Source organism: Bartonella sp. P0282 (assembly GCF_048452985.1).
GTDB classification, from domain to species: domain Bacteria; phylum Pseudomonadota; class Alphaproteobacteria; order Rhizobiales; family Rhizobiaceae; genus Bartonella; species Bartonella choladocola.
In genome coordinates this window covers 704,399-727,657 of the sequence record NZ_WTFO01000002.1, presented here as the reverse complement: position 1 = coordinate 727,657, position 23,259 = coordinate 704,399, and the positions used below count along the sequence as shown (strand labels likewise).

The 23,259-nt window shown below is 46.9% G+C and carries 24 protein-coding genes; 6 read left to right on the top strand and 18 right to left on the bottom strand.

The annotated features are described in order from the left end of the window. The first annotated feature begins 7 nt into the window (after nt 1-7). Nucleotides 8-1,276 carry a threonine ammonia-lyase IlvA gene (gene ilvA / locus GQS64_RS08555; RefSeq protein ID WP_198231266.1) on the top strand — a complete coding sequence of 423 codons (1,269 nt, stop codon included), beginning with the start codon at nt 8-10 and terminating at the stop codon, nt 1,274-1,276. A 41-nt stretch (nt 1,277-1,317) separates the two neighbouring features. Further along, the gene (locus GQS64_RS08550; protein ID WP_198231265.1) at nt 1,318-1,848 is read left to right on the top strand and encodes a hypothetical protein; all 531 of its coding nucleotides are present in this window, start codon (nt 1,318-1,320) and stop codon (nt 1,846-1,848) included. On the opposite strand, the gene GQS64_RS08545 is transcribed toward GQS64_RS08550, so the two are convergent. Continuing rightward, the gene (locus tag GQS64_RS08545; protein ID WP_198231264.1) at nt 1,806-2,060 is read right to left on the bottom strand and encodes a hypothetical protein; all 255 of its coding nucleotides are present in this window, start codon (nt 2,058-2,060) and stop codon (nt 1,806-1,808) included. The genes GQS64_RS08550 and GQS64_RS08545 overlap by 43 nt on opposite strands. A 576-nt stretch (nt 2,061-2,636) precedes the next feature. Here GQS64_RS08545 and GQS64_RS08540 point away from each other — a divergent pair. The 3 genes from GQS64_RS08540 to GQS64_RS08530 all read left to right on the top strand — a co-directional run bounded on the left by GQS64_RS08540 (nt 2,637) and on the right by GQS64_RS08530 (nt 5,968). After that, complete coding sequence (locus GQS64_RS08540) at nt 2,637-4,187, top strand: DEAD/DEAH box helicase (RefSeq protein WP_246798525.1); 1,551 nt, start codon at nt 2,637-2,639, stop codon at nt 4,185-4,187. A gap of 397 nt (nt 4,188-4,584) precedes the next feature. After that, nucleotides 4,585-5,445: a 3-mercaptopyruvate sulfurtransferase gene (gene sseA, locus GQS64_RS08535; RefSeq protein WP_198231263.1), complete on the top strand. Its 861-nt coding sequence runs from the start codon at nt 4,585-4,587 to the stop codon at nt 5,443-5,445. Between the two features lies 1 nt (nt 5,446). Further along, complete coding sequence (locus GQS64_RS08530; protein WP_198231262.1) at nt 5,447-5,968, top strand: GNAT family N-acetyltransferase; 522 nt, start codon at nt 5,447-5,449, stop codon at nt 5,966-5,968. Between the two features lie 364 nt (nt 5,969-6,332). Here the strand turns inward: GQS64_RS08530 and GQS64_RS08525 are convergent, their stop codons facing one another. The 11 genes from GQS64_RS08525 to pcaD form a co-directional block, all read right to left on the bottom strand. Then, a complete protein-coding gene (locus GQS64_RS08525; RefSeq protein ID WP_198231261.1) occupies nt 6,333-7,049 on the bottom strand; it encodes an ABC transporter ATP-binding protein in 717 nt (238 codons plus the stop codon). After that, complete coding sequence (locus GQS64_RS08520) at nt 7,046-7,795, bottom strand: ABC transporter ATP-binding protein (protein WP_198231260.1); 750 nt, start codon at nt 7,793-7,795, stop codon at nt 7,046-7,048. Before GQS64_RS08520 ends, GQS64_RS08525 begins: the two co-directional genes overlap by 4 nt. Next, the gene (locus tag GQS64_RS08515; protein ID WP_198231259.1) at nt 7,792-8,781 is read right to left on the bottom strand and encodes a branched-chain amino acid ABC transporter permease; all 990 of its coding nucleotides are present in this window, start codon (nt 8,779-8,781) and stop codon (nt 7,792-7,794) included. Before GQS64_RS08515 ends, GQS64_RS08520 begins: the two co-directional genes overlap by 4 nt. After that, nucleotides 8,782-9,645: a branched-chain amino acid ABC transporter permease gene (locus GQS64_RS08510; RefSeq protein ID WP_198231258.1), complete on the bottom strand. Its 864-nt coding sequence runs from the start codon at nt 9,643-9,645 to the stop codon at nt 8,782-8,784. 23 nt (nt 9,646-9,668) lie between these two features. Beyond that, on the bottom strand, nt 9,669-10,844 hold the full coding sequence (locus GQS64_RS08505) for an ABC transporter substrate-binding protein (protein WP_198231257.1): 1,176 nt from the start codon (nt 10,842-10,844) through the stop codon (nt 9,669-9,671). A 43-nt stretch (nt 10,845-10,887) separates the two neighbouring features. After that, nucleotides 10,888-12,060 (bottom strand): 4-hydroxybenzoate 3-monooxygenase, encoded by a 1,173-nt coding sequence (gene pobA, locus GQS64_RS08500; RefSeq protein WP_198231256.1) that lies wholly within the window; start codon nt 12,058-12,060, stop codon nt 10,888-10,890. Between the two features lie 216 nt (nt 12,061-12,276). Next, a complete protein-coding gene (locus GQS64_RS08495) occupies nt 12,277-13,320 on the bottom strand; it encodes a 3-carboxy-cis,cis-muconate cycloisomerase (protein ID WP_198231255.1) in 1,044 nt (347 codons plus the stop codon). A 279-nt stretch (nt 13,321-13,599) separates the two neighbouring features. Next, nucleotides 13,600-14,226, bottom strand: a complete 627-nt coding sequence (gene pcaG / locus GQS64_RS08490; protein WP_198231254.1) for a protocatechuate 3,4-dioxygenase subunit alpha — start codon at nt 14,224-14,226, stop codon at nt 13,600-13,602. Between the two features lies 1 nt (nt 14,227). Further along, nucleotides 14,228-14,947, bottom strand: a complete 720-nt coding sequence (pcaH, locus tag GQS64_RS08485; protein ID WP_077992577.1) for a protocatechuate 3,4-dioxygenase subunit beta — start codon at nt 14,945-14,947, stop codon at nt 14,228-14,230. A 24-nt stretch (nt 14,948-14,971) separates the two neighbouring features. Continuing rightward, a complete protein-coding gene (gene pcaC / locus GQS64_RS08480) occupies nt 14,972-15,367 on the bottom strand; it encodes a 4-carboxymuconolactone decarboxylase (RefSeq protein ID WP_077992575.1) in 396 nt (131 codons plus the stop codon). Then, complete coding sequence (pcaD, locus tag GQS64_RS08475) at nt 15,360-16,157, bottom strand: 3-oxoadipate enol-lactonase (RefSeq protein WP_077992574.1); 798 nt, start codon at nt 16,155-16,157, stop codon at nt 15,360-15,362. The genes pcaC and pcaD overlap by 8 nt, the downstream gene beginning before the upstream one ends. Before the next feature lie 89 nt (nt 16,158-16,246). On the opposite strand from pcaD, the gene pcaQ reads away from it, so the two are divergent. Continuing rightward, nucleotides 16,247-17,170, top strand: coding sequence for a pca operon transcription factor PcaQ (gene pcaQ, locus GQS64_RS08470; protein ID WP_077992572.1), 924 nt, complete (start codon nt 16,247-16,249; stop codon nt 17,168-17,170). Between the two features lie 129 nt (nt 17,171-17,299). Here pcaQ and pqqE read toward each other — a convergent pair whose 3' ends face one another. The 6 genes from pqqE to GQS64_RS08440 all read right to left on the bottom strand — a co-directional run bounded on the left by pqqE (nt 17,300) and on the right by GQS64_RS08440 (nt 23,216). Next, a complete protein-coding gene (gene pqqE, locus GQS64_RS08465) occupies nt 17,300-18,394 on the bottom strand; it encodes a pyrroloquinoline quinone biosynthesis protein PqqE (protein ID WP_198231253.1) in 1,095 nt (364 codons plus the stop codon). Beyond that, nucleotides 18,391-18,696, bottom strand: coding sequence for a pyrroloquinoline quinone biosynthesis peptide chaperone PqqD (gene pqqD, locus GQS64_RS08460; RefSeq protein ID WP_246798524.1), 306 nt, complete (start codon nt 18,694-18,696; stop codon nt 18,391-18,393). The genes pqqE and pqqD overlap by 4 nt, the downstream gene beginning before the upstream one ends. After that, nucleotides 18,693-19,451 (bottom strand): pyrroloquinoline-quinone synthase PqqC, encoded by a 759-nt coding sequence (pqqC, locus tag GQS64_RS08455; RefSeq protein WP_149866650.1) that lies wholly within the window; start codon nt 19,449-19,451, stop codon nt 18,693-18,695. The genes pqqD and pqqC overlap by 4 nt, the downstream gene beginning before the upstream one ends. Beyond that, nucleotides 19,444-20,379, bottom strand: coding sequence for a pyrroloquinoline quinone biosynthesis protein PqqB (pqqB, locus tag GQS64_RS08450; protein ID WP_198231252.1), 936 nt, complete (start codon nt 20,377-20,379; stop codon nt 19,444-19,446). Before pqqB ends, pqqC begins: the two co-directional genes overlap by 8 nt. Before the next feature lie 209 nt (nt 20,380-20,588). Next, nucleotides 20,589-20,684 carry a pyrroloquinoline quinone precursor peptide PqqA gene (locus GQS64_RS08445; RefSeq protein ID WP_149866649.1) on the bottom strand — a complete coding sequence of 32 codons (96 nt, stop codon included), beginning with the start codon at nt 20,682-20,684 and terminating at the stop codon, nt 20,589-20,591. 84 nt (nt 20,685-20,768) lie between these two features. Then, complete coding sequence (locus GQS64_RS08440; protein WP_198231251.1) at nt 20,769-23,216, bottom strand: membrane-bound PQQ-dependent dehydrogenase, glucose/quinate/shikimate family; 2,448 nt, start codon at nt 23,214-23,216, stop codon at nt 20,769-20,771. Nucleotides 23,217-23,259: the final 43 nt, after the last annotated feature.

The window sequence follows — 23,259 nt, the reverse complement described above, 5'->3', positions numbered from 1 at the left end:
TTATATCATGAGTGAATTTGTTCAGGACGTGGCAAAAGCTGCGAAAGCTTTGCGCAGTCTTTTTGATGAGACCCCGCTTCAGCGGAACGAGTATCTAAGCCAAAAATATGATGCAGAAATTTACCTCAAGCGTGAGGATCTGACACCGGTTCGTTCCTATAAAATTCGTGGTGCTTTCAATTTCATTTCGCAAATGCTCGATAAGGTCGCACCGGAAGCAGCTTTTGTTTGCGCTTCTGCCGGCAATCACGCTCAAGGTTTGGCTTTTGCCTGCCACCATTTCAAACGCAAGGGTGTCATCTTTATGCCGGTGACAACCCCCCAACAGAAGATTGATAAAACGCGCACATTCGGTGGCGAATTTATTGAAATTCGCATGATTGGTGACACATTCGATCAATGTTATGCAGCCGCACGAGCATTTGTCGCAGAAGGGGGCGGGGTTATGGCACCGCCTTTTGATGATATGCGGATTGTAACCGGACAAGCGACAGTCATGTATGAAGCTGCTAAACAATGGCAAGAGCTTGTCGGTGATGAAAAGCCGGATCTGGTCATTATTCCGGTCGGTGGCGGCGGGCTTGCCAGTGGTATCAGCCATTTCATCCATGAAAGCGGTTGGACAAAAACCCATATCCGTTTTGCAGAACCGGAAGGAGCAGCGAGCCTCTATACCAGCCTCAAAGAAGGTAAACGTATCAAACTGGAAGATGTTGATACATTTGTCGATGGCGCGGCCGTTGCGCAGATCGGTGAACTGAACTTCAAGATGCTGAAGAAGTTTTCGCCTTATGATGTGTTGATCGTTCCGGAAAACCGTTTAAGTGCTACGATGATTGAAATGCTCAATGTAGAAGGCATTGTGCTTGAACCGGCTGGCGGTCTTTCAATTGATGCATTGAAGAGTATTTCTCCGCAGGATTTGAAGGGTAAAAAAATTCTGCTTATCGTTTCGGGTGGCAATTTCGATTTTGAACGTTTGCCGGAAGTGAAAGAACGCGCCTTACGCTATCAAGGATTGAAAAAATATTTTATTTTCCGTTTTCCGCAACGCCCTGGGGCATTGCGCGGTTTTCTTGACCAGTTGGGGCCGGATGATGATGTTGCGCGCTTTGAATATTTGAAAAAATCGGCGCGTAACTTCGGTTCTGTTCTCATTGCTATCGAAACCAAGCGGTTCGAGAACTTTGCTGTTCTTGAAACAAAGTTCAAAGAGCTTGGCTGGGCCTATCGTGATATTACCAATGACCGGGTGTTGTTTGATTATATCATCTAGTTGAAAGCGACAATTATATCGAATCTTGAAGGTTGTTTCTAATGAAGTTTGTTTCTTTACTGTTTCTTGGTTTTGCATTGTTTTTGTCAGGCACGGGAATGTCCGGTGCGGCAGAACCGAATTCTATCCAGAAAGCCGAACTTGATGGCCTTGTTGCGGAAATCAATAATGCAGCACAACGGAAAGATTTGAACTTCATTGCCAATAATATGCCTGAACGCCTTTTCAAGGAGATGGCGCTCAGGCTGAAGACCGATGAACAAACGCTCAAGCAGAATTTTGTCAAACAACTGGATAGCCAGTTTTCTAATCTTTCGGCTGGCGGCTATCGTCTTGACGGGGAAAAAATAGAATACCGGCAGACGGCAACCGGCATTCCTTATGCGCTCATACCAACGCATATCGAAACAAAAGATACTATTGCCGAATATCCTACATTGGCAATTCTTGATAACACCAAATGGCATCTCATCTATGGTGGTCAGAAGACGGTACAAAATCCGGTATTTCTGGAAATTTATCCGGACTATCAGGACGTAAACATTCCACAGGAAAAAATTACCCGTAAATAGGAATTTTTCGCGCCTATTTCAAAACGTTCAAGGCGGGCGTTCTTTTCGTGTCGTTCATAAGCCAACTTTTTAAAATCGCTAATCAATATTGCCAGAATCCGGTTCGCATTGCCGACAAATACACTCAAAGTGGCGGCAAAGGCGACCGCGTTTGAAGAGCAAAAAGCCTTTATACGCCTGCGGGCGAGCTGTATTTCCAGTTCTTCTGGCATTGGATGCGCTTCAAGGTCAGCTCGACCTTTATCGGATTGACTGACTGAAACGCGGTAAACGCTTTATAAATCGGGCCGATACCTGTTTGCGATAGGCAGCAAGCATAAATTGAACCCACTCCGTTTTCTGATAGGCAGTGAGCTGCTTATATGTATTTTTGTTCCCGTTGCTCAAGCCCTCGTAAGTCATGCAGGTCTATGCAGCTCTATGCAGCTCTATGCAGGTCTATGCAAGGCATACGGGCTTCACAGGTCGTACATGTCTTCACAAATTATACAGGGCATCATAAGGCGCGAAGAAAAATGGTTTAACATCACGGAAACCGGTTGCATTTCAGACGGTATTGAACGATAAGGTCGCTCGTGATGCTTGGGTTGGATTGCCAACTTTCTATTTAAGGGACTTTGTAGCATCATTCATCCCTGTTCGGGGTGTTCATTGGTCGCGCAAGTCGCTGCGAGGTTTATCCCCAAGCGTTTTGTCCTTGGTTTTGATTGTTCTGATTTTCCTGTTGCGCGGAAGTTTCGGATTTTACATAGCCTGCCTGTGAAAAGCTGGCAGGGAAAGATTTTATTTTGAAAACACAAAATTCAAATGCCTTCGAGGCATTGGGTGTATCGCCTGTTCTTGCCAAAAATTTGCTGAAAGCCGGTATGACCGAGCCGAAACCTATTCAGGAACAGGCCATTCCTTCCATGCTTGCCGATTGTGACCTGTTGGGCATTGCCCAGACCGGTTCTGGCAAGACACTGGCTTTCGGCTTGCCGATTTTGACGAAGATTCTTGCGTTGGGCGACAAACGCCGCCCGAAAACCGCTCGTGCGTTGATCTTGGCTCCCACGCGTGAACTTGCTGTACAGATTGAAGAAGCCATTCACATGGTCGCCAAAGGTACACATCTTTCCACCGCTCTCATTCTTGGCGGTGTATCGAGAAATTCCCAGATCAGGCGCATGGCACAAGGCGTTGATGTTCTTATTGCAACGCCCGGTCGGCTTATGGATCTGGTGCGTGAAAAATGTGTCGATCTGTCGAAGACGGATTATCTCGTTCTGGATGAAGCTGACCGTATGTTGGATATGGGCTTTATCAAGGATGTGCGTGAAATCGCCAAGCTTGTCGCGAAAGGTCGCCAAACGGCACTATTTTCTGCGACAATGCCGAAAGAGATTGAAAAACTGGCAGAGACGCTTCTTCATGACCCCGTCCATGTAGAAGTCGCCCGACAGGGGACAACCGCTGCGGAAATCAATCAGGTTCTTCATAACGTCAACCGGCGTGACAAGAAAGATGTTCTCAACAAACTTCTGACCAATCCGGCTTTAAGTTCGGTGATTGTGTTTACACGCACAAAGCACGGGGCAGATGCTGTGACAAGAAACCTTGCAAAAACCGGTTATTCTGTTGCTGCAATTCACGGAAACAAATCGCAAAATGCACGTCAAAAAGCATTAAAAGGTTTTCGTGATGGTACAGTGCGGGTACTTGTCGCGACCGATATTGCCGCGCGGGGCATTGATGTGCCCGGTATCAGCCATGTTATCAATTACGAACTGCCGGATGAAGCGGAAAGCTATGTACACAGAATTGGCCGAACCGGTCGTAACGGTGCTCATGGCGAAGCAATTACGCTTTACGATGAAGCGATCGAGAGTGCACGGCTGAAAGCGGTGGAACGTGTCATTCGTATGAAATTGCCGCGTGAAGATGTGCCGCCTCAATTCGGGCCTTTACCGGAAAAACCGCACAACGACCATGGGCATAATGAACAGAACAGGGCTGATAATGCTGCCGACGGGCGTCGCGAAAACAACCGGACCCATCGGCGCAAGCGTGTTTTGCGGAAAACTGCCGACGAGACGCGTATGTTCGCAAATGATTTCGATAACGGGGCTGGCGATAAGGAAGCAACAAGCAGAGAAGAGAACCACAAATCCTTTAAAAAAAGCCGTAAAAATTTCGGCAGCAGGAATAGTGCCAAGCGCAATCGCGACTTTGATGGCGCAAAAACCGGATCGGAAAAGTCGGATACGCGAAATAACAAACCGGCAAGCCCGAAAAGGAAAAAAACAGCCAGCCGTAAAAAGCCGGTGAGACTGAGAAAATCGGTAAGACGTGCAGCATGAGTTTGTCACGCAACTGTTGCCAAAACAGCCGCGCAAAAAGCTGATATTCTTAGCGTTTTAATCTGTTCAAAATGAAGCCCGAAGGCAAATTATAGCCTTTCGGGCTTTTTCATTTTCCTGAAAAAGTGGAAAAATAAAAGAATAAATGGATTCGATTGGCCGAACGGAACAGAGTTTCCTTGTCAGCAATATAGGGGAACACGTTTTAATGAATGGAAAAAACGGCCTGTCGGTTTTCGCGACATATAAAAATTAAAAAAAGCTATTTTTAAAACATTGAATTTCGGGAGATAGAACTTGCATAGGAGAAGGAGTCCGCTACTATATTCAGGAGTTTTTGAAAATATCGCTTCATGCGATGATCGTTTTTTAATATCAGGGAAGATCGAATTTTATTATGACTGACCATAGTGAATTTATTGTTTCGGACGATTGGTTGAAAGCGCGCCTCGGCGAACCGAACCTCTCGGTTCTGGATGCATCATGGTACTTGCCTGCCGCCAAGCGTAACGCACGCGAAGAATACGAGAAGTCGCATATACCGGGAGCCGTATTTTTCGATCATGATAAAGTCTGTGACGAAACATCGGGTCTTCCCCACACGCTACCAAGTCCGCAGAATTTTGCAGGCTTCGCTAGTGCGATGGGCGTCAATGCCGATGACATCATTGTCGTCTATGATAGTATCGGCTTTTTCTCGGCACCGCGGGCATGGTGGATGTTTCGGGTTATGGGGGCAAAAAATGTCTATGTCCTTGACGGTGGCTTCAGCAAATGGAAAGAAAAGCACTATCCTGTCACAAGTGAACCCACACAGGTCAAGAAAACCGTTTTCAAAGTTGATTTTGACGCGAATAAAGTTGTGCTCATTGACGAGATGCGCCAGCTTGTTGACGGTAAAACTTCCCAGATCGCCGACGCACGCAATCATAAAAGATTTTTGGGCGAAGAAGCCGAACCACGGCCGGGAATGCGTTCCGGTCATATGCCGGGTGCTCACAACATTCCTTTTTCGACATTATCCGAAGATGGCAATTTCAAAGACTTGAGCAAGGTTAAAACAATTTTCAAGGATGCAGGCATTAACGTTGCCGCACCGGTTGTGACAACATGTGGTTCCGGTGTAACAGCAGCGGTATTGGCGTTGGCTCTTGAGTCATTAGGCAATCATAATGTAAGGCTTTACGATGGGTCATGGAGTGAATGGGGGTCTAAAAAAGATACGCCGGTTGTTACAGGCAATGATGGGGATAAATAATATGCCACATTTTCTCAATGCGCGCGTCACACATCTGGAAATGCACGAGCGACCGAACATAACCGTGCCGTCGCCGCTCAATATGCAAATTGCAATCATGCGTGCCTATCATATGCCGGTTCATTTCTATCGTTATCTTTATGAACAAATTGGCAAGGCGCATCACTGGAATGTACGCCGCAAGATGACCGATGATGCGTTACGCGACCTTATACAGTCTGAAAATACAGTTATACATATTCTTTATGTTGATGGTTGTCCGGCAGGATTTGCAGAAACAAATCTGAAAGAATTGCCGAAATCCGCCGAAATTGTCTATTTCGGCCTTGTTCCGGATTATCAGGGTAGGGGGTTATCCTATTTCTTTTTCAATGAAATTTTGCATTCTGTGTGGGAAAAAAATCCTGACAAGGTGATTATACAAACCAATACATTGGATAGCCCGCGAGCCTTGCAGCTTTATCAAAAATGCGGCTTTTCGCCGGTGAGCTATAATGATGTTATGATCGAACGTTGGGACTGAGTATCCGGTTAGATACGCCCGACTGTTATCACTCGGCTACAGCCCTCTATGGTGATGCCGACAACAAAACGGATTCATCCTGTTACTGTAATTCTACACCAGACGGTTTATTTCGCGATTTGCGGCCTGGAAACGAGCTTATAAAGGTTAACTGGTCGAATGATTACAGTAAGAGCGTGGATTCTTGTCCAAAATATTGATTTTTGAATTATGTTTCATCAATTCCACGCTTTTTCTGCAATGGCTTCTTCTTACAGAGGCGAGAATCCTACTTCCCTTACGTAACACTGCATTCCAGAACTTATAACCACGGTTTTCTGAAACTCATAATCTCTGTTTTCCAAAACCGGCAGCGGTGGCAGAACTAGTGCAAACTTCCGACACCAAGCAATTGTTCGATAACATCATGTTGACCGGATAATTCAACAGGTGTGCCGGACCAGGCAATTCTTCCCCGTTCAAGAATGATTGCATGTTCGGCAAACTCTAATGCCGGTTCGATGCGTTGTTCGACGAGTAGCACTGTCATGTCATGGGTTTTTCCCATTTGTGCAAAAGCGTGCATCAATTCTTCGCAGATGACGGGAGCCAAACCTTCCAACGGTTCGTCAAGGAGAAGAACTTTCGGCTGCCCCAGCATAGTGCGGGCGGTTGAAAGCATTTGTTGCTCTCCTCCGGAGAGTTGCCCGCCGAGGTTTTTTCGCCTTTCTTTCAACCGCGGAAACATGGCGTAAGCTTCCTCGATTGCCGATACAGGACGTTTTTTCAAACCGGTCATGAGATTTTCTTCAACGGTCAGAGTTGGAAAAATATCACGCGTTTGTGGAACATATCCAAGACCCGCCATGGCTCTTTCCGAGGTCGAAAAGCGCGTCACATCGGTGTCGCCCAACATGATGCGCCCGCCCAGATAGCGTGTGAGGCCCGCGATTGAGGCAAATAACGTTGTTTTCCCCACGCCATTTCTTCCCAAAATGGCAAGACGGGAGCCTTTGTCTACCGTAAAGCTGACGTTTTCTATGACTTTCGTTGGCCCGTAACCGGCTTCAAGCTGCTCTATTTTCAAAGACAATGCCGTCATTGCGCATAACTCCCCAAATAGGCAACGCGCACACGCGCATTGTTGACAACATCTTCCGGTGAACCGTCAAATATCACTGCACCTGCGGCAAGGACTATGACGCGGCTTGCAAATCTGAACACAAGATCCATGTCATGCTCGATCATGAGAACAGAAAGATCTTCCGGTAAACTGGCAAGAGCATCTTCAATGCGTCCGGTTTCACTTTGCGGTACACCGGCGGCCGGTTCATCCAATAGTAAAACTTTGGGGCGCAAAGCCAAAGCCAAAGCGATTTCAAGCAAGCGTTGTTGCCCATAGGCCAGATTGGCAACCTTTATCCTTGCGAGCGTTTGCAAGCCGAGCGTGGAAAGGATTTCATAGATTTCGTCCATAATATGGGACATGCGACGATAATTGCCAAATATATAGCGGGCTTTTCCTTCCACTTGTAATAATGCAAGCGCAATATGTTCTTCCGGAGTCATATCGCGGAACAAGCGGGTAATCTGGAAACTTCGCACCAGTCCTTTCCGTACGCGTGAAATTGCGTTTACAGACGTGATATTTTCGTTATCGAGAAAAACGCCGCCACTGTCAGGTCTGAGGTGACCGGTTACCAGATTGACGAAAGTTGTTTTGCCTGCACCATTGGGGCCAATCAATGCAACGCGATCGCCTTTATCCAACCCCATTGAAACATTGTCCGTTACTGTCAAACCGCCAAAACTCTTTTTCAGGTTCGAGACCTCGAAAATCTTGCTCATTTTTCACTTCCCCTTATGCGGTTGAGCCATCGGGTGAAAAGTCCGAAAAGGCCTTTTGGTGCAAAAAGGACAACAACAATCAACAATATTCCGACAATCGACATCCAGTAAAACGGATTGATAGCGGAGATAATATTTTCAAACCAGAGGTAAGCAGCCGAACCTATGAGCGCACCATAGAGTGTTCCGGTTCCTCCGATAACAAGCATAACCAATGCTTCTGCCGACATTGTAAAGCTCAGACTGTCCAAACCGACCACCTCGGTGGAAATTGCGTTTAACGCTCCGCCAATACCGGCAACGGCACCGGAGATGATAAACATAACCATTTCATTCGACCGGACAGACGCTCCCATTGCTTCGATGCGGACAGGGTCCTCTTTGATTCCGCGACACAACATGCCGAAAGGCGACCGCACAATGAGGTTAAGCAAAACGAGAACCACGACCAGCAAAGTGGCGGCATAGAAGAATGCTGTCACGCCCCACAAATCGAACTCGAACATGCCAAAGAGCGGGCTTACCGTAATCCCCGAAAGGCCATCACTGCCACCGGTCCATGACGATACTTTGTTGGCAAATTCGTGAAATAGGTGAACCACGGCAATAGAGAGAACCAATTGCGCCAGACCTTTCGCCCGAAGGATAATCATTGCAGAAAAAAATCCTGCTAGGGCACCTGCAAAGAGTCCTATAATTGTCATTAAAATCGGATCTGTTATGGAAAAGCGCACCGAAGCGATGCCGGCAGCATATGCACCGGCACCAAAAAGTGCGGCGTGGCCAAGTGTGGCTATTCCACAATAACCGGTTACCAGATCCAATGACAGGACGAGTAAAGCAATAGAGATAATCCGCGTGAAAAGTGCAAGATTATCGGGAAAGAAGAAATAAACCGCAGCGGTAACTAGCGCAATAACACCAATAGCCGATAGTATAGAACGGTCGCGGTTCGGGGCTGCTTGTAATATGGTTATATTCGACATTTATTTCATCCTGCCGGCTAGTCCGCGAGGAAACAGTGTAACAATGAAAATAACAGCAAAATAAAAGAAAAATTCACCGAATTCCGGCGCGATATATCGTCCGGTTGTGTCAATGACACCGAGTAACAGGCTGGAAAAAAGTGCGCCGGGAATGGAACCGGCACCGCCGATGGAAACAACCACCAGAAATACAACCATATAACGCATCGCATAATAGGGGTCGAGCGGAAGGAGCTCGGAGCCGATGATTCCACCCATTGCAGCAAGGCCGATAGCAATGGCGAAGCTTACCGCATAAATGATTTGCGTTCTTATTCCCAGAACTTGAGCCATATTGGCGTTATCGACAGCAGCGCGTAATTTTATTCCGAAATTGGTTTTTTCGATGAGAAACCATAAGCCTGCCGCAACAACCATGCCGGTGACGATGAGAAACAGACGTTGTTTCGGCAATGCACGAAAACCGATGTCGACAGCTCCGGTTAGAAAATCGGGTAAGGGGATGGTCTTCAACGTCGGACCTGCGACATAATTTGTCACCCCGATGACAAGAAAGGTGATGCCGATTGTCATTAACACCTGTGTGAGTTCCGGCGCGCCATAAATTTTGCGATAGAGAAACCGTTCGGCGGGAATGGCAATAAGAATTGTCAGAACAATTGCAAGGATCATTGCAACAAAGTAATGCAGCCTCAGTTCGGTAACGCCGTAAGAGGCTAGGTATCCCCCGATCATGGCAAAAGCACCATGCGCGAGATTAACCACGCGCATGAGTCCGAGCGTGACAGAAAGCCCGATGGAAATAATAAAAAGAACTGTTCCATAGGCAAAAGCGTCAATCGCTATGCTCGCTAAAGTTTCCATAAGTTCCTCCCGCAAAAACGCGTTTAATCGGCGTTTTTCAAGCCCGGATCACCTTGATGTTCAAAGGTGCGGATTTCTTTATTATAATAGGTTCCGTCTTCTGCTTTCGTCACTTCACGTAAATAGATGTTTTGTGTGATGTGGCGGGTTTTCGGGTCGATAGTCACCGGACCGCGGGGGCTCATCCAACTCATTCCTTTGACTGCTTCAACAGCTTTTTCCGCGTCTTTCTTGCCATTGGTCGCTTCAATCATTTTGTAAATGACATGTATCGCGTCATAAGCACCGACAGCTGTGAAATTCAGCTCTTCCGGTTTGCCGATCGCTTTTCTGGCGTGTTCGACAAAGGTCCGGTTTTCAGCAGAGTCATGTGATGTCGTGTAATGGAACGTTGTGAGTGTACCAACCGCGTTTTCTCCTAAAGCCGGTAAATCGGCATCCTGCACGAGATCGCCCGGAGCAAAAAACCGGATATTGGCCGCCTTTACGCCATTATCGACATATGACTTCATAAAACTCAAAGTTGTCGGGCCTGCCGGTAAAAACGTAAAAACGCCTTCTGCTCCTGAATCTTTTATGCGTTGCATAACCGGACTGAAGTCATTGGTTGTCAGAGGGACACGAAGCGACTGAACGATTTTTCCACCGGCTTTTTCGTAGGCTTCTTTAAATGCGGTTTCAGCGTCGATACCGGGACCATAATCGGCAACCACTGTTGTTATTTTCTTCACCCCTTTGTCAAAGGCAACCTGTCCCAAGGGATATGAGACCTGCCATTGGGTAAAAGAAGTGCGCACAATATAGGGACTTTGTGTCATAATCGTCGAGGTGGCGGCGTTCATGATGACCAAAGGCACATTGCCCTGTTTCAATAAGGGTGTCACTGCCATAGCATTGGGTGTGAAGAAAAAGCCGCCAATATATTGGACTTTTTCTTTAACAATCAATTCCTGCGCCAGAGACTTCGATTGAGCGGGGTCGGTGAGCGGTAAATCGCGATAGACAAACTGGATTTCGTGGTCACCAATTTTGGAACCATGGTCGGCAACATAAGTATCAATTCCGGCTTTAAAATTTTTCCCCTGCAAAGCATAAGGGCCGGAAAAGGGGCCGATAATCCCGACTTTGATCGTATCGGCCGCCGCGCCGGATAATAAAAATCCGAAAAGAATGAGAAATGTGGCAATAAGTTTATTCATAATACCTCCCGAAATTATGATTCACCCGTTGATTTGCAGATTTTTAAAATGCCAGACCGGTATAGTTTTCGGCAAATACTTTTTGAGCCGATTGCGAAGAAACAAGATAATCGTATTCCGTACGCTGCATACGCTGGTCGAATGCACTATAATCGGGAAAGCGATGTAACATCATTGTTGTCGCCCAGGAAAAACGTTCGGCTTTCCAGATACGAGCCAAGGCTTTTTGTGAATAGTGATCGATTCCGGCAGTCGATTTTTCGGTATAAAATTCAATCAATGCATGGGAAAGATAACGCACATCGCTTGCTGCAAGGTTAAGCCCTTTGGCGCCTGTTGGCGGCACAATGTGGCCGGCATCACCAGCAAGAAACAGACGATCGAAGCGTAGAGGTTCGGCTACAAACGAGCGCAGCGGTGCGATGCTTTTTTCAAGACTGGGCCCTGTTTTCAATTTATCGGAGAGCGATTGGGGAATGCGGCGACGCAATTCGTCATAAAAGGCTTCATCTGTCCAATCTTCGACATGATCTGTCAGGGGAACCTGAATATAATAACGGCTTCTTGTCAACGAACGTTGCGAGCATAATGCGAAACCGCGCGGTGAATTCGAGTAGATAAGCTCGTCGTAAACCGGCGGTTGGTCGACCATAAGTCCCAACCAGCCGAAGGGGTAAACGCGCTCGTATTCTTTAACATATTGAGATACAGTACGCCGGCTTACGCCATGGAAACCGTCGCAACCGGCAATAAAATCACATTCGATAACGTGCTTCTTTCCACCTTTATGATAGCTGACGACAGCCTTATTGCCCTGATATTGGTCGATCGTGACATCTTCCGCTTCATAGACGCTGGGTGCGCCCGATTCTTTGCGTTTGTCCATAAGATCGCGGGTTACTTCGGTTTGCCCGTAAACCATGACCGAGCTTGAGACCAGCGATTTGAAATCTATTCTGTGGCTATGCCCGTCAAAGGCCAGCATAACCCCGTGATGGACAAGCCCTTCGCTTTCCATGCGCTTTCCTGCACCGGCTTCGTTGATGAGCTCGCGGGCACCATTTTCGAGTATACCGGCACGAATGCGGCCAAGAACATATTCGGGAGTTTTGCGTTCCAGAATAATCGTTTCAATCCCCTGATTGTGCAGAAGTTGTCCTAACAACAAACCTGCGGGGCCTGAACCGATGATTACGACTTGTGTTTTTTCCACCATTTTTCTCCTCCATTTTATGACTGGATCGTCATCTTCATAAAAAATATCAATGCACAATAAGAACAGCAGGGGGCGGCCAGAGGGTTAGCCGACAATCTCCGCTGCTATTTCTTTATTCCTCTGCGCGATTCTTCGGCGCGCCGTATAAATACCCGTTCGTTTACTCGACTGATCGTAAGCAGTCGTTTTCCCGCAATCTCCGCGCGATAGCGGCTATTAGGTTCTGACCTCCTGAAATGACATTGTTTCCAATAGCTTCCCCGTCTCTAACAAGGCTCCCCCCGATGTCACCGCCATTTGCGGTAAAACCAGCCATTCCAAGCTCCAGGCAGCGCCGGATCTTTCATTTTCATGGATGAGCGATTGTGCAATTGTGCCGAGAAGTCCGGCTTGCAGCCGCGCGATAGACACGAGAATTTCTGCCTTAACAGGATTGTTTTTATGAGGCATTGCAGAAGATGTTCCGCTTTTTGCGAGCGCGATTGCGTGAACTTCGTTTTGCGCCATTAAAACAATATCCTGCCCGATTTTTCCGAGTGTTCCGGCAATCAGACAGAATGTTTCGGCAATGTCGATAATCCGGCTACGGTCCGTCTGCCAGCTATTTCCATAATCGAGATCAAGCCTTTCAGCCATCAGGCGAACAATATCCCGACTTTTCGTGCCGAAATCGGAATTGTTGCCGATTGCTCCGCCGGTTTGAACAGTAAAAAAAGTCGATTGCGTGTGGGAGAGCCTCGATTGATTGGCTAAAAGTGCATTCATCCAGGTGGAAAGCTTGTCGGAAACGGTCATCGGACGGGCAATTTGCATGCGTGTATGTGCAATATAAGGTTGCTTTCCATAGCGCTTTGCCAAATCTTCAACTTGCTCAAGAACTACGCTTAAAGATTGTTCCAATCTTTTAAACACACGTTTTAACCTCAGCATAAGTGCCGTATCGACAATATCCTGACTTGTTGAACCTTTGTGGATTGACGTATCAAATGGCGCTCCCGCTTTTTGGCGAAGTTGTTTGACGAGTTCGGGAACGGGAACACCATCACGTTGCATCGCCTGTTTTATGGCCGCCACATCGGGCTTGAAACCGGCATAGAGTTTTTCAAGATAGGTTCCATGTGCTTCGGGAATAAATCCGGTTTCTTTCTGGGCAAATGCCAAAGCCGCTTCGACATCGATCATAGACTGCAATTCGGCGTCGATCGAAAACAGCTTTGAAATTTCGGGGTCTTCAACCAGACAATCAATCAGTTTTTCCAAAATTGCACACTCCGGATGGCTTCAAAAATTTGTAACTTTTTAGCAAAGCCCTTATGTATTCATTTTACGTCCATTTTTGCCAATGAACCGATGTGCCAGATATTATTCGGCTTAAACATTTCCGAACATCGAATTTGTTGCCTATAAGGCAGGTTCATTTTGATCTGTTCCGGTTTTTGACCGGTTGGTTTGCGGCATATTGGTATGAGATCGTAATTTCAGAAATAGTTGACGCCAATGGAACGTTTTTCATTCCATTGGCGGCCATGCTTTTCCAGCTTAAATATCCAGAAAGACAGTTTCATTTTCACCTTGAACGATAACATTGAAGGTGAAGACTGTGACATTATCGCGTTCGGACTTTTTCGCGATCAACGTATTGCGACGCTTTTCAGAATCAATCCGGTTGAGGAGCGGATCCTGTTTGTTCAACTCCTCCATATCGGAAAAATACGCCCGCGTATGAAGGCCGATATTGATACCCCGTGCACCAACCCAGACCGTTATATGGGGAGCCTGTTTGCGTCCATCGGGGTAGGGGGTAACACCCGGCCGAATTGTTTCAAACCGGAAAAAGGCTTTATCGGCCGATGCCGGCTGTCGTCCCCATCCGGTGAAAGTCGGGTCGGCTTTGCCTCGCGTCTCGTTGACAGAATTGTAAAGCCCGTTGGCATCGGCCTGCCAGATTTCGACCAAAGCATCTTTAATCGGCTCGCCACCGCCGTCGAAAACCTGTCCTTCGAGAATGATACGCTCGCCTTTTGTTTCATCTGTCAACATTGTCGAACCGAGATCATGGGGATAGACACCATGAATGCCGACATAATTGGGTGTTGCACCGATATGGATGTAGGGGCCAACGGTTTGCGAAGGAGATTCTTTAAGATAATGAAGTTCCTGAACCATATTAATTGCCCTCCATACGATTTTCAAACATTGTCGAACGACGCCCGCGAAGCACAATGTCGAACTTATAAGCCAAAGCATCCATCGGTATTGTTGCATTGCGATCGAGTTTGGCGATCAGCCGGCCGATTGCTTCCGGATCGGGAATCGTTTTGACAATCGGGCACTGCCAGATCATCGGATCACCTTCAAAATACATTTGGGTAATCAAACGCTGGGCAAATGCATGACCGAATAACGAAAAATGGATATGAGCAGGACGCCAATCATTCACACCGTTTGGCCACGGATAGGCACCCGGCTTGATCGTGCGGAACATGTAAAAGCCGTTTTCATCGGTAATTGTGCGTCCGCATCCACCAAAATTCGGGTCAATTTCGGCAAGATAGGTTTCTTTTTTGTGCCTGTAACGGCCGCCGGCATTGGCTTGCCAGAATTCAAGTAAAGTACCGGGAACCCCGTTGCCATTTTCATCAAGAACACGCCCGTAAACCACAATGCGCTGGCCAATCGGCGAGCCTGTCTTGGCATAATTGCGGATAAGATCATTATCCAGTTCACCAAGTATATCGTGGCCAAAAACCGGACCGGTCATTTCCGAGATTGTTGGCCCCAAAGAAAGCAACGCATTGCGCGGTGACCGTAAAACACTGGTTTTGTATTGAGGTGTATATGCCGGTGGATGCCAATTTCTATCGCGTTGGATAAAACGTCCATTCATTTTTTCCTCCTCCTGTCATTTCAACTATTTCTGAACACCAAGTTTCTGTAATTCCCTCTTGGCAATCTTGATTGCGCTATTGGCACTGGGAACGCCGGCATAAACCGCTACATGCATTAACGCTTCGAGGATGTCCTGAGCGGTTGCACCGGTGTTTTGCGTGGCATTGACATGCATGGCAAATTCTTCCTCGTGGCCCAATGCTGCCAATAAAGCCAATGTCACAATCGAACGTTCCCGTTTGCTGAAGTGTGGGCGGGACCATAAACTGCCCCATGCGCCCTCGGTTATGAATGTCTGAAAATCGGTATCAAACGGCGTTGTATTGGCTACAGCCCTGTCAACATAGGAATCCCCAAGCACCTGTCGGCGCGTAAGCATACCTTTTTCATAACGCTCGTTTTTTCCATTTTCAGCCATGCAATTTCTCCGAAATAAAACTTCTCAATGCCTTTATTGTAAGCTCCGGCTGCTCTATACATGGCAGATGTCCGCAAGCAGCAATGGTTTGATAATCGGCATTGGCAATGAGATCAGCCGTCTGTTTGACCAATTGCGGTGGTGTCGACAGGTCGTTTTCTCCGACGATGGCCAATGTTGGCACCTTCAGTTGAGCGGTCTGTGATGTGAGATCACTATCACGCAATGCAAAACAGGTGGCGCAGTAGGCTTTGGAACTGGTCCGTTCCAGCATATTGCGGTAACATGCATAAGCATCAGGTCTCTTCTGCTTGAAATCATGTGTTAGCCAGCGCGTCATGATATTTTTGCCGACAGCAGGAATTCCCCGTTCACGAATAATGGCTATCCGCTCGTTCCATGATTTGTCATCGCCAATTTTTGCAGCCGTGTCCATCAATACAAGTCCGGCAACTTTTTCCGGATGATGATAAGCAAAATTTTGTGCGATAAGCCCTCCGACAGATAGTCCCACAAGTATAATGTCGTCTTTCCATGAAACGGCATCGAGCAGTCGAGACAAATCCTCGGTCAAAAGATCAATCGAATAGGCTTCCTCTTCACCACCGGAAAGCCCATGTCCGCGCTTGTCATAACAAAGACACCGGTAATCCCTTGAAAGATCGCTAACAACATCATCCCAAATGCGCAGATCTGTGCCCAGAGAATTGATAAAGACGATGTGTCGATTTTTGTCAGCCCCCCTTATGGAATAATTTACCGCTATATTATTTGCCAAACAAAATTTCATATCATCCTCTCCTATGGTTACTCTAAAAGAATTGACAGTTTATGTAAAATGATAAATTATGCTTCTACTATAACTAATAGGTTATATAAATGATAGCTTTCCAACAAATCAGACTTCGTCACTTAAAGACATTCCAGGAAGTTGCGAGGCAGAAAAGCATAAATGCTGCTGCTGACGTATTGGCGATTACGCAACCCGGCGTTTCTAAAACCATTCGGGAATTGGAAACCATTCTTAACACCCAATTGTTCGACCGTAGTCATAGAACACTCCGTCTGACACCGGTTGGCAAGCGCTTTTTGACGCATATAGAAAATTCTATGTTGGCATTGCGTTTGGGCGTGGAAGAGATTGAAGAGACACACTCGCCGGAAGCAAAGCCGCTTCATATCGGCGCATTGCCGACTGTATCTGCGCGTCTGTTACCAAAAGCGATCCAACGTTATATTGCCCGTAAAATAGGCGGTAGACCCGTTATCGTAACAGGGCCGAATAATTATTTGATTAATCAGTTACGCGAAGGACGGGTTGATATTGTCATAGGCCGCATGGGCGAACCGTCAGAAATGATCGGATTGCATTTCGAGCATCTTTATTCGGAAAAAATCTGTTTTGCAGTACGTCCCGAACATCCGCTTCTGAAGAGAGCCAATTTCGATATTGCAGCGATGGGGCAATTCGATTTCATTCTGCCAACCCAACAATCGATTATTCGTCCGGCAGTAGAAAAACTATTGCTGATTTCCGATATGCCTCGTCTCAATATTGTTGCAGAAACTGTCTCGACTGCTTTTGGTCGCTCTTACACGCGTTCGAGCGATACAATATGGGTAATTTCGGAAGGGGTAGTTCTCGAAGATATTCGTGCAGGCTCTTTGGTGGCTTTGCCGGTTGATACATCGGAAACTTTGGGGCCGGTGGGAATGACAATGCGAACGGAAAGCAAGGTTTCACCGGCTCTTGAATTTGTGATGAATGATATTCGTAGGGAAGCGAACAATTTTCATCCTTGATGGACGTTCAAGAAAAAGCTTTAACTATCTGTTTGTAAACTGTTTTTCGTTTACAAAGAAAAGAATGGAAAGCTATGCCGAATGCCTTTCACGACGGGATTTGGTAAATCCGGATAATATTGATTATGATTATTGAAAGAGACCTATGCGGCGGTATTGAAGCGGCGCATTGGCATGGCTTGCTTGCTCTCCCAACTGTTTGATTTTCTGGTGAAATGGTGACTTGATGCAAGCCGGATCCGTGGCCGATGCATCTCCAACCAGTGCCAAAGCCTGACAACGACAGCCACCAAAATCTATATCGCGCCTTTTGCAGGAACGGCATGGCTCAGGCATCCAGTCAAAGCCACGAAATGCATTGAATGCACTCGAATTGTGCCAGATTTCGGAAAGCGTTTTTTCACCGAACTTGTCAAAATGTAATGTTTTAATGGTTCTTGCAGCGTGACAGGGTAGAACTGTGCCGTCGGGAATGACGACAAAAGCATCGCGTGCCCATCCGCCCATACATGGTTTCGGGTAATCGGCAAAATAATCGGGAATGACATAGTCGATATTGATGATACCCCGTAGCTTTTCGCGATATTTTTCGACCTTTTCCATCTGTTTTTCAAAGTCTTCACGCTTGGGCATCAAAGCGTTGCGATTGAGTAATGCCCAGCCGGAATATTGAACATTGGCGATTTCAATGCGTTCGGCATCAAGCTCAAGGGCAAGCTCGAAATAGGCGTCAAGCTCGTCAATATTATACCGATGGATCGGTGCATTCAAAGTGAGTGGAAGCCCCAGTTTACGGACAAGTTTTGCCGTTGCAATTTTCTTCTCGAACGCGCCTTTATAGTGTCCTATCAATTCCGTTGTTTGCGGAGTTGTCCCCTGCAATGACAATTGAACGTGATCGAGGCCTGCCTCTTTCAAAGCTTCCAATGTTCTTTCGGGCAAGGCAACACCGGCGGTAATCAGGTTGGAATAGATTGCACTGTCGTGAACGGCTGCAACAATTTCTACAAGATCTTTACGCAATGTCGGTTCGCCACCGGAAAGATGTGCTTGTAACACGCCAAGTTTTGCCGCTTCTTTAAAAAGCTTTTCCCAAAAGTTTTTATCCTGTTCCTGATCGGCTTTCATGAGTTCCAGAGGATTGGAACAATAGGGGCATTGAAGCGGACATCTATAAGTGAGTTCCGCCAGCATACTGATGGGAGGAAAAATTTCTGCAGTCATATTTTCACGACAAGTTGGTCGGCCCAATCTTGTAAAAAGGAGTAAACATCGTCAATGATTTCGTGAACCGGAGCGTCATAGGTTTCGGATAAAGAAAGAGCAATTTCGCGTGCAGTTCTCTTTCCGTCACAAAGCCGCAATATATCAAGTCCTATATCATTCGGCCAAAATACTTTTTCCGGTGAAAGCAGCGCATAAGCCTTTCTCACCGGCTCATATTGGATTCTCACGTGATGGAACAATTCGGGGCGACTTTCGTCACCCAGAATTTTTCTTTGTTTTGTCAATCTGTCCGTCATCATTCGTTCGAGGTTCCGCGGAATGCACCGGGCGGAATGCGACCGGCTTCCCCGTAAGCGTAATCCAACGCATCCAGCATTGACCAGAGAACGCCGGTTTTGAATATCAATGCATCTATGACAGCTTGTTGTTTTTCCGGCGTATTTGCATGTTCACGGACATAGGCCAATGAAAAACTTGAATCTTTCGGCGCCTGCGTCAATCGCGGCTTGAAATAGGCCAATGTTTCTTCGCTCACATAAGGATATTTTGCCAAAATACCCGGAACGCGTTCGGCAATGATTGTCGGTGAAAACAATTCCGTCAATGAAGAGGCAACACCTTCAAGAAGCGGTCTCTGGCGACAGAAATTGACATAGGCTTCAACGGCGAAACGCGTTGACCAAAGGGCCTGTCTTTCGCTTTTGACAACTTCTTCATCAAGCCCCAGACCGGTTGCGAGTTTTAACCAGCGCGCAACACCGCCATCCAACCCGTTTGTGCCATCATGATCGGTAATCCGGCGACGCCATTCGGCGCGAAAAACCGGATCTGTGGAATTCATCAGAATTGCCGCATCTTTTCGCGGAATGGCCGCCTGATAACAATAGCGGTTCAATGCCCAGGCCTGAAGCTGCAATTTTGTCATTTTGCCAGCCATCATCATTTTATGATGGGGGTGATTGATGTGATAGCGTTCTTTGCCTATCTGGCGCAGTATTTTTTCAAGCTCGTCAGGTGTAAGGCCGTTACGCGCTATATTATGATAATCAGTCAAAGTTTAACTCCATTCCGTCAAATGCAACTTTCCAGCCCGATTGTTCGACTTTTTGACGTTCAGCCGAATGATCGTCAAGAACCGGATTACTATTATTGATATGGATAAATATTTTTTCAGGAATTGCCGTGTTGCGCCAGGCTTCAATGGCGCCATCTTCACCTGATATTGACATATGCCCCATGCGCTGTCCGGTTTTAGGGCCAAGACCGGCTTTTATCATTTCATCATCACAAAACAGCGTACCGTCAAAAAACAGACAATCACTATTTTCGACCTGACTTTTGACAAAAGCTGTCACCTTGGCGCAGCCTGGAATATAGGAAACCGAACGGTTCTTCTTTTTGTCAAAAATTCTGATGCCGATTGTGTCTTCATCTTCGGATCCGAAATTTTTTTTCTTCTTGTCTTCAAGAAAAAGAGCAATTTTTCCGGGAACGGGAAAGGCCTTGATTTGTATGCCGGTAGGTTCATTTTCTACATTACAAATCTTTGTCAACCTGTTGACAGACAAGGGTATTTTTTTAACAATTGCCGGATCAAGAATGTTAAATACCGGATTGTTTTCAAGCACATTAATCACACGTTCGGTAGCGTAGATGACAAAGGGCTGTCTCTCGCGCATGGTCAGGAGGCCTGCAATATGGTCAATATCGGCATTGGTGAGAACAACTGCCGAAATCGGGGTTGAACGCAACAGTCCATTCGGGTCGGGAAAAAGTTCCGGCGTTGAATTGATTTGCTGACGCAGATCCGGCGAGGCATTGAAGAGCACCCATTGTTTTTTATCGGTCGAGGCAATGATGCTTGATTGGGTGCGGGCTAAGAAACCGGATTGATGGTTGCGTGCATTGCGGCTCAGATAATAATTGCAATTCCATTGCGGAAAGCCACCGCCGGCTGCTGATCCTAAAACTTTAATATACATAACGAATTGTCTGATGTGGCGATCTGATTAAATTTCCATAATTGCCGGAATATTGAAATAGCTGCCATTTAAACGATCAAGGCAAATATCCGGCTATCGTTCATTTTCAAGATTTCAGGCTGTTCTTGTTACACAGATATGTGCACGGCAAGTTCAAGCCGTTTTTTAAATGTAACGCCTGCAAAAAGCATGCAGGCGTCACGTTCAAATCAGCGTTTGTTTTTTACTTCTGCAGGTAAATAGCGGGAAATCTCCATTCCTGCAGCAACCTGACACATAGCGGGTTTTTTCCATGTCTTTTTCACAATTTTTCTCCTTCAATATTCGGGTTAGTTGCTCTTGCCGGATAGACCGGAAAGAGCTTTTTTCAAAAAGGAATGTTATCCTTTTTATTTATTATCCGGCAAGCTATAGGCGATAACCAGATCGGATTGGTTCTTATTGGTTCCTGTACGTGTGGCACCACCCACAACAGCAACGATATACTGTTTGCCATCCTTACCGATATAAGACATTGGTGCACCTTGTCCGCCAACGGGTAGACGACCGCGCCAGAGTTCTTTTCCTGTATCGCTATCAAATGCACGGATGTAATAATCAAGCGAACCATGGAAGAAGGTCAACCCGCCACCGGTAACCAGTGGCCCGCCCATTGTCGGCATTCCGACCGGAATGTAAACGCCGGGAACAAATCCGTGAACCGGTGCATCCTGAATGGAACCAAGCGGTACCTGCCATTTGGTTTTTCCGGTAACAAGGTCGATAGCTGTCAAAGAGCCGAATGGCGGTTTAAAGCATGGTATGCCGAGTGGCGAAACAAACATTGACCTTTCAACACCCCAAGGAGTGCCGGTTTGCGTTGAATATTCGCCTTCTGTGGTCGGCTTCAAACCGATTTTTACAGCGACATCCTGTTTAATGAAACGACCCCATTGTGCCATCCGTATATCGTTGACAATGAGCGTTCCGGTTGCTGCGTCAATGGCGCCGCCACCCCAGTTCATGCCACCGTAATAGCCGGGGAAGATAAGGGTACGTTTCTTATCCGACAATGGTGTCCATTCGCCCTCCCAACGCATCGACTTGAATGCGATACGGCAGACGAGCTGATCGAAAATGGTCGCACCCCACATATCGGATTCTTTAAGTCTTTCAGTACCAACCGAAAGAGCCGAGAAAGGTTGTGTTGGTGCAACATTCATGCCCGGCATTGCATCTGTGGCAACAGCGCGTTGTTCGACAGGATAGACCGGTTGGCCGTTGCGGCGATCAAGAACGAAAATCTCGCCACGTTTTGTCAACTGGATGACAACCGGTACAACCGAACCATCCGGACGCGGAAGGTCATAAAGAATAGGTTGTGAGGAAACATCATAGTCGAACTGGTCTCTATTGGCAGTCCGGAAATGCCAGGCTTCCTTACCTGTTTTAATATCTACCGCGACGATAGAGTCGTTATATTCGTCCGAATATGGATGGCGATTGCCTGTCCAGAAATCCGGTGTCTGGTTACCTGTCGGGAAATAGACAAGGTGGAGTTTCGGATCATAAGCTGCAGTGCCCCAGAAATTCGGTGTTTCAGGTGCATAGGTTTGACCTGCAGGCAGTGGAGTGCTGTCTTTTGCACCACGTGCTGCATCCCATGCCCAGAGAATTTTACCGGTAATGGCATCAAAACCGCGAACAACGCCGGAAGGTTCACCAACCGTCAGGTTATCGTTCAAACGCCCGCCAACGACAATCACACCATCAGCAACAAGCGGAGCAGACGTGATATTGTATGAACCCTGATCGCTTGTAGGAGGCTCTTTTGTGAGGCCTACAGTCAGGTCAACAAAACCGTTGTCGCCGAAACCTTCACAAAGCTTGCCGGTTTCTGCGTCAAGTGTGAAGAGACGTGCGTCGATAGTGGTCACAACAATGCGTTTGAGACAAGCGGAAGGAAGGGTAGCGCTGTTATTGCTGCTGTTTCCGTTGTCATCAGTTTGAACGGAATGGTTGGCAGAAGCTTGCTGATATTGTTCTGTCAGATCGGTATAGCCGACGCCGCGGCATCTCTTCCAGCCTTTTGTACTCTGAAAGATTTGCGGCTTCGGATCATACCGCCATTTTTCGCTTCCGGTCGTCGCATCGAGCGCAATAACTTTATTGAGCGGTGTGCAAAGATAGACCGTGTCATCCACTTTCAGCGGGGTGACCTGATATTCTGCGCCATCAACGGCAAGATCACCTGTGTGATAAGTCCAGGCGACCTTCAAATCCTTGACATTGGATTTGTTGATCTGGTCGAATTGCGCATAACGATTGCCTTTTGTATTGCGTCCCCATGCAGGCCAGTCATTTCCGCTGTCCTTTCCGGCATCACTATAAACAACCGGCGATTTTTCACCGCTTGCAGTTACCAATGCGTGCGGACGCGGCATATTGGCGAGAACTGCAATAACAGCAATGGCAAGCACAACAGAGCTGACCGTTGCGAACATTGCCGAAAATGATTTTTCACCATTTTTCTTGCGCAAGGCAGGTGAAACAATCGAAACCACCAAGGCAAAAACAAGAAATACCATAATTCTTGGCACAAGTTGCCAAAAATCGAAGCCGACTTCCCAGAATGACCACAAAAGATCAACGATGAGTAGCCCGTAGGCAACCCATAACGCCAATGACCGGCGCCTGAATACATCAAAGCCGATGACCATCATGGCTATGCCTGCAATGGCATAAAACCAGGAACCGCCCAGTGCAATGAGCCAGACACCGCCAATAGTGAGTGCCAGCCCTAATAATAGAGCAATGATCCCCAGGACGCGTAACGTCCAAATTTTCCAATTCGTCATTTATACTCCCAATCTTATTGGATGACCCAAGCCGTTCAACAAA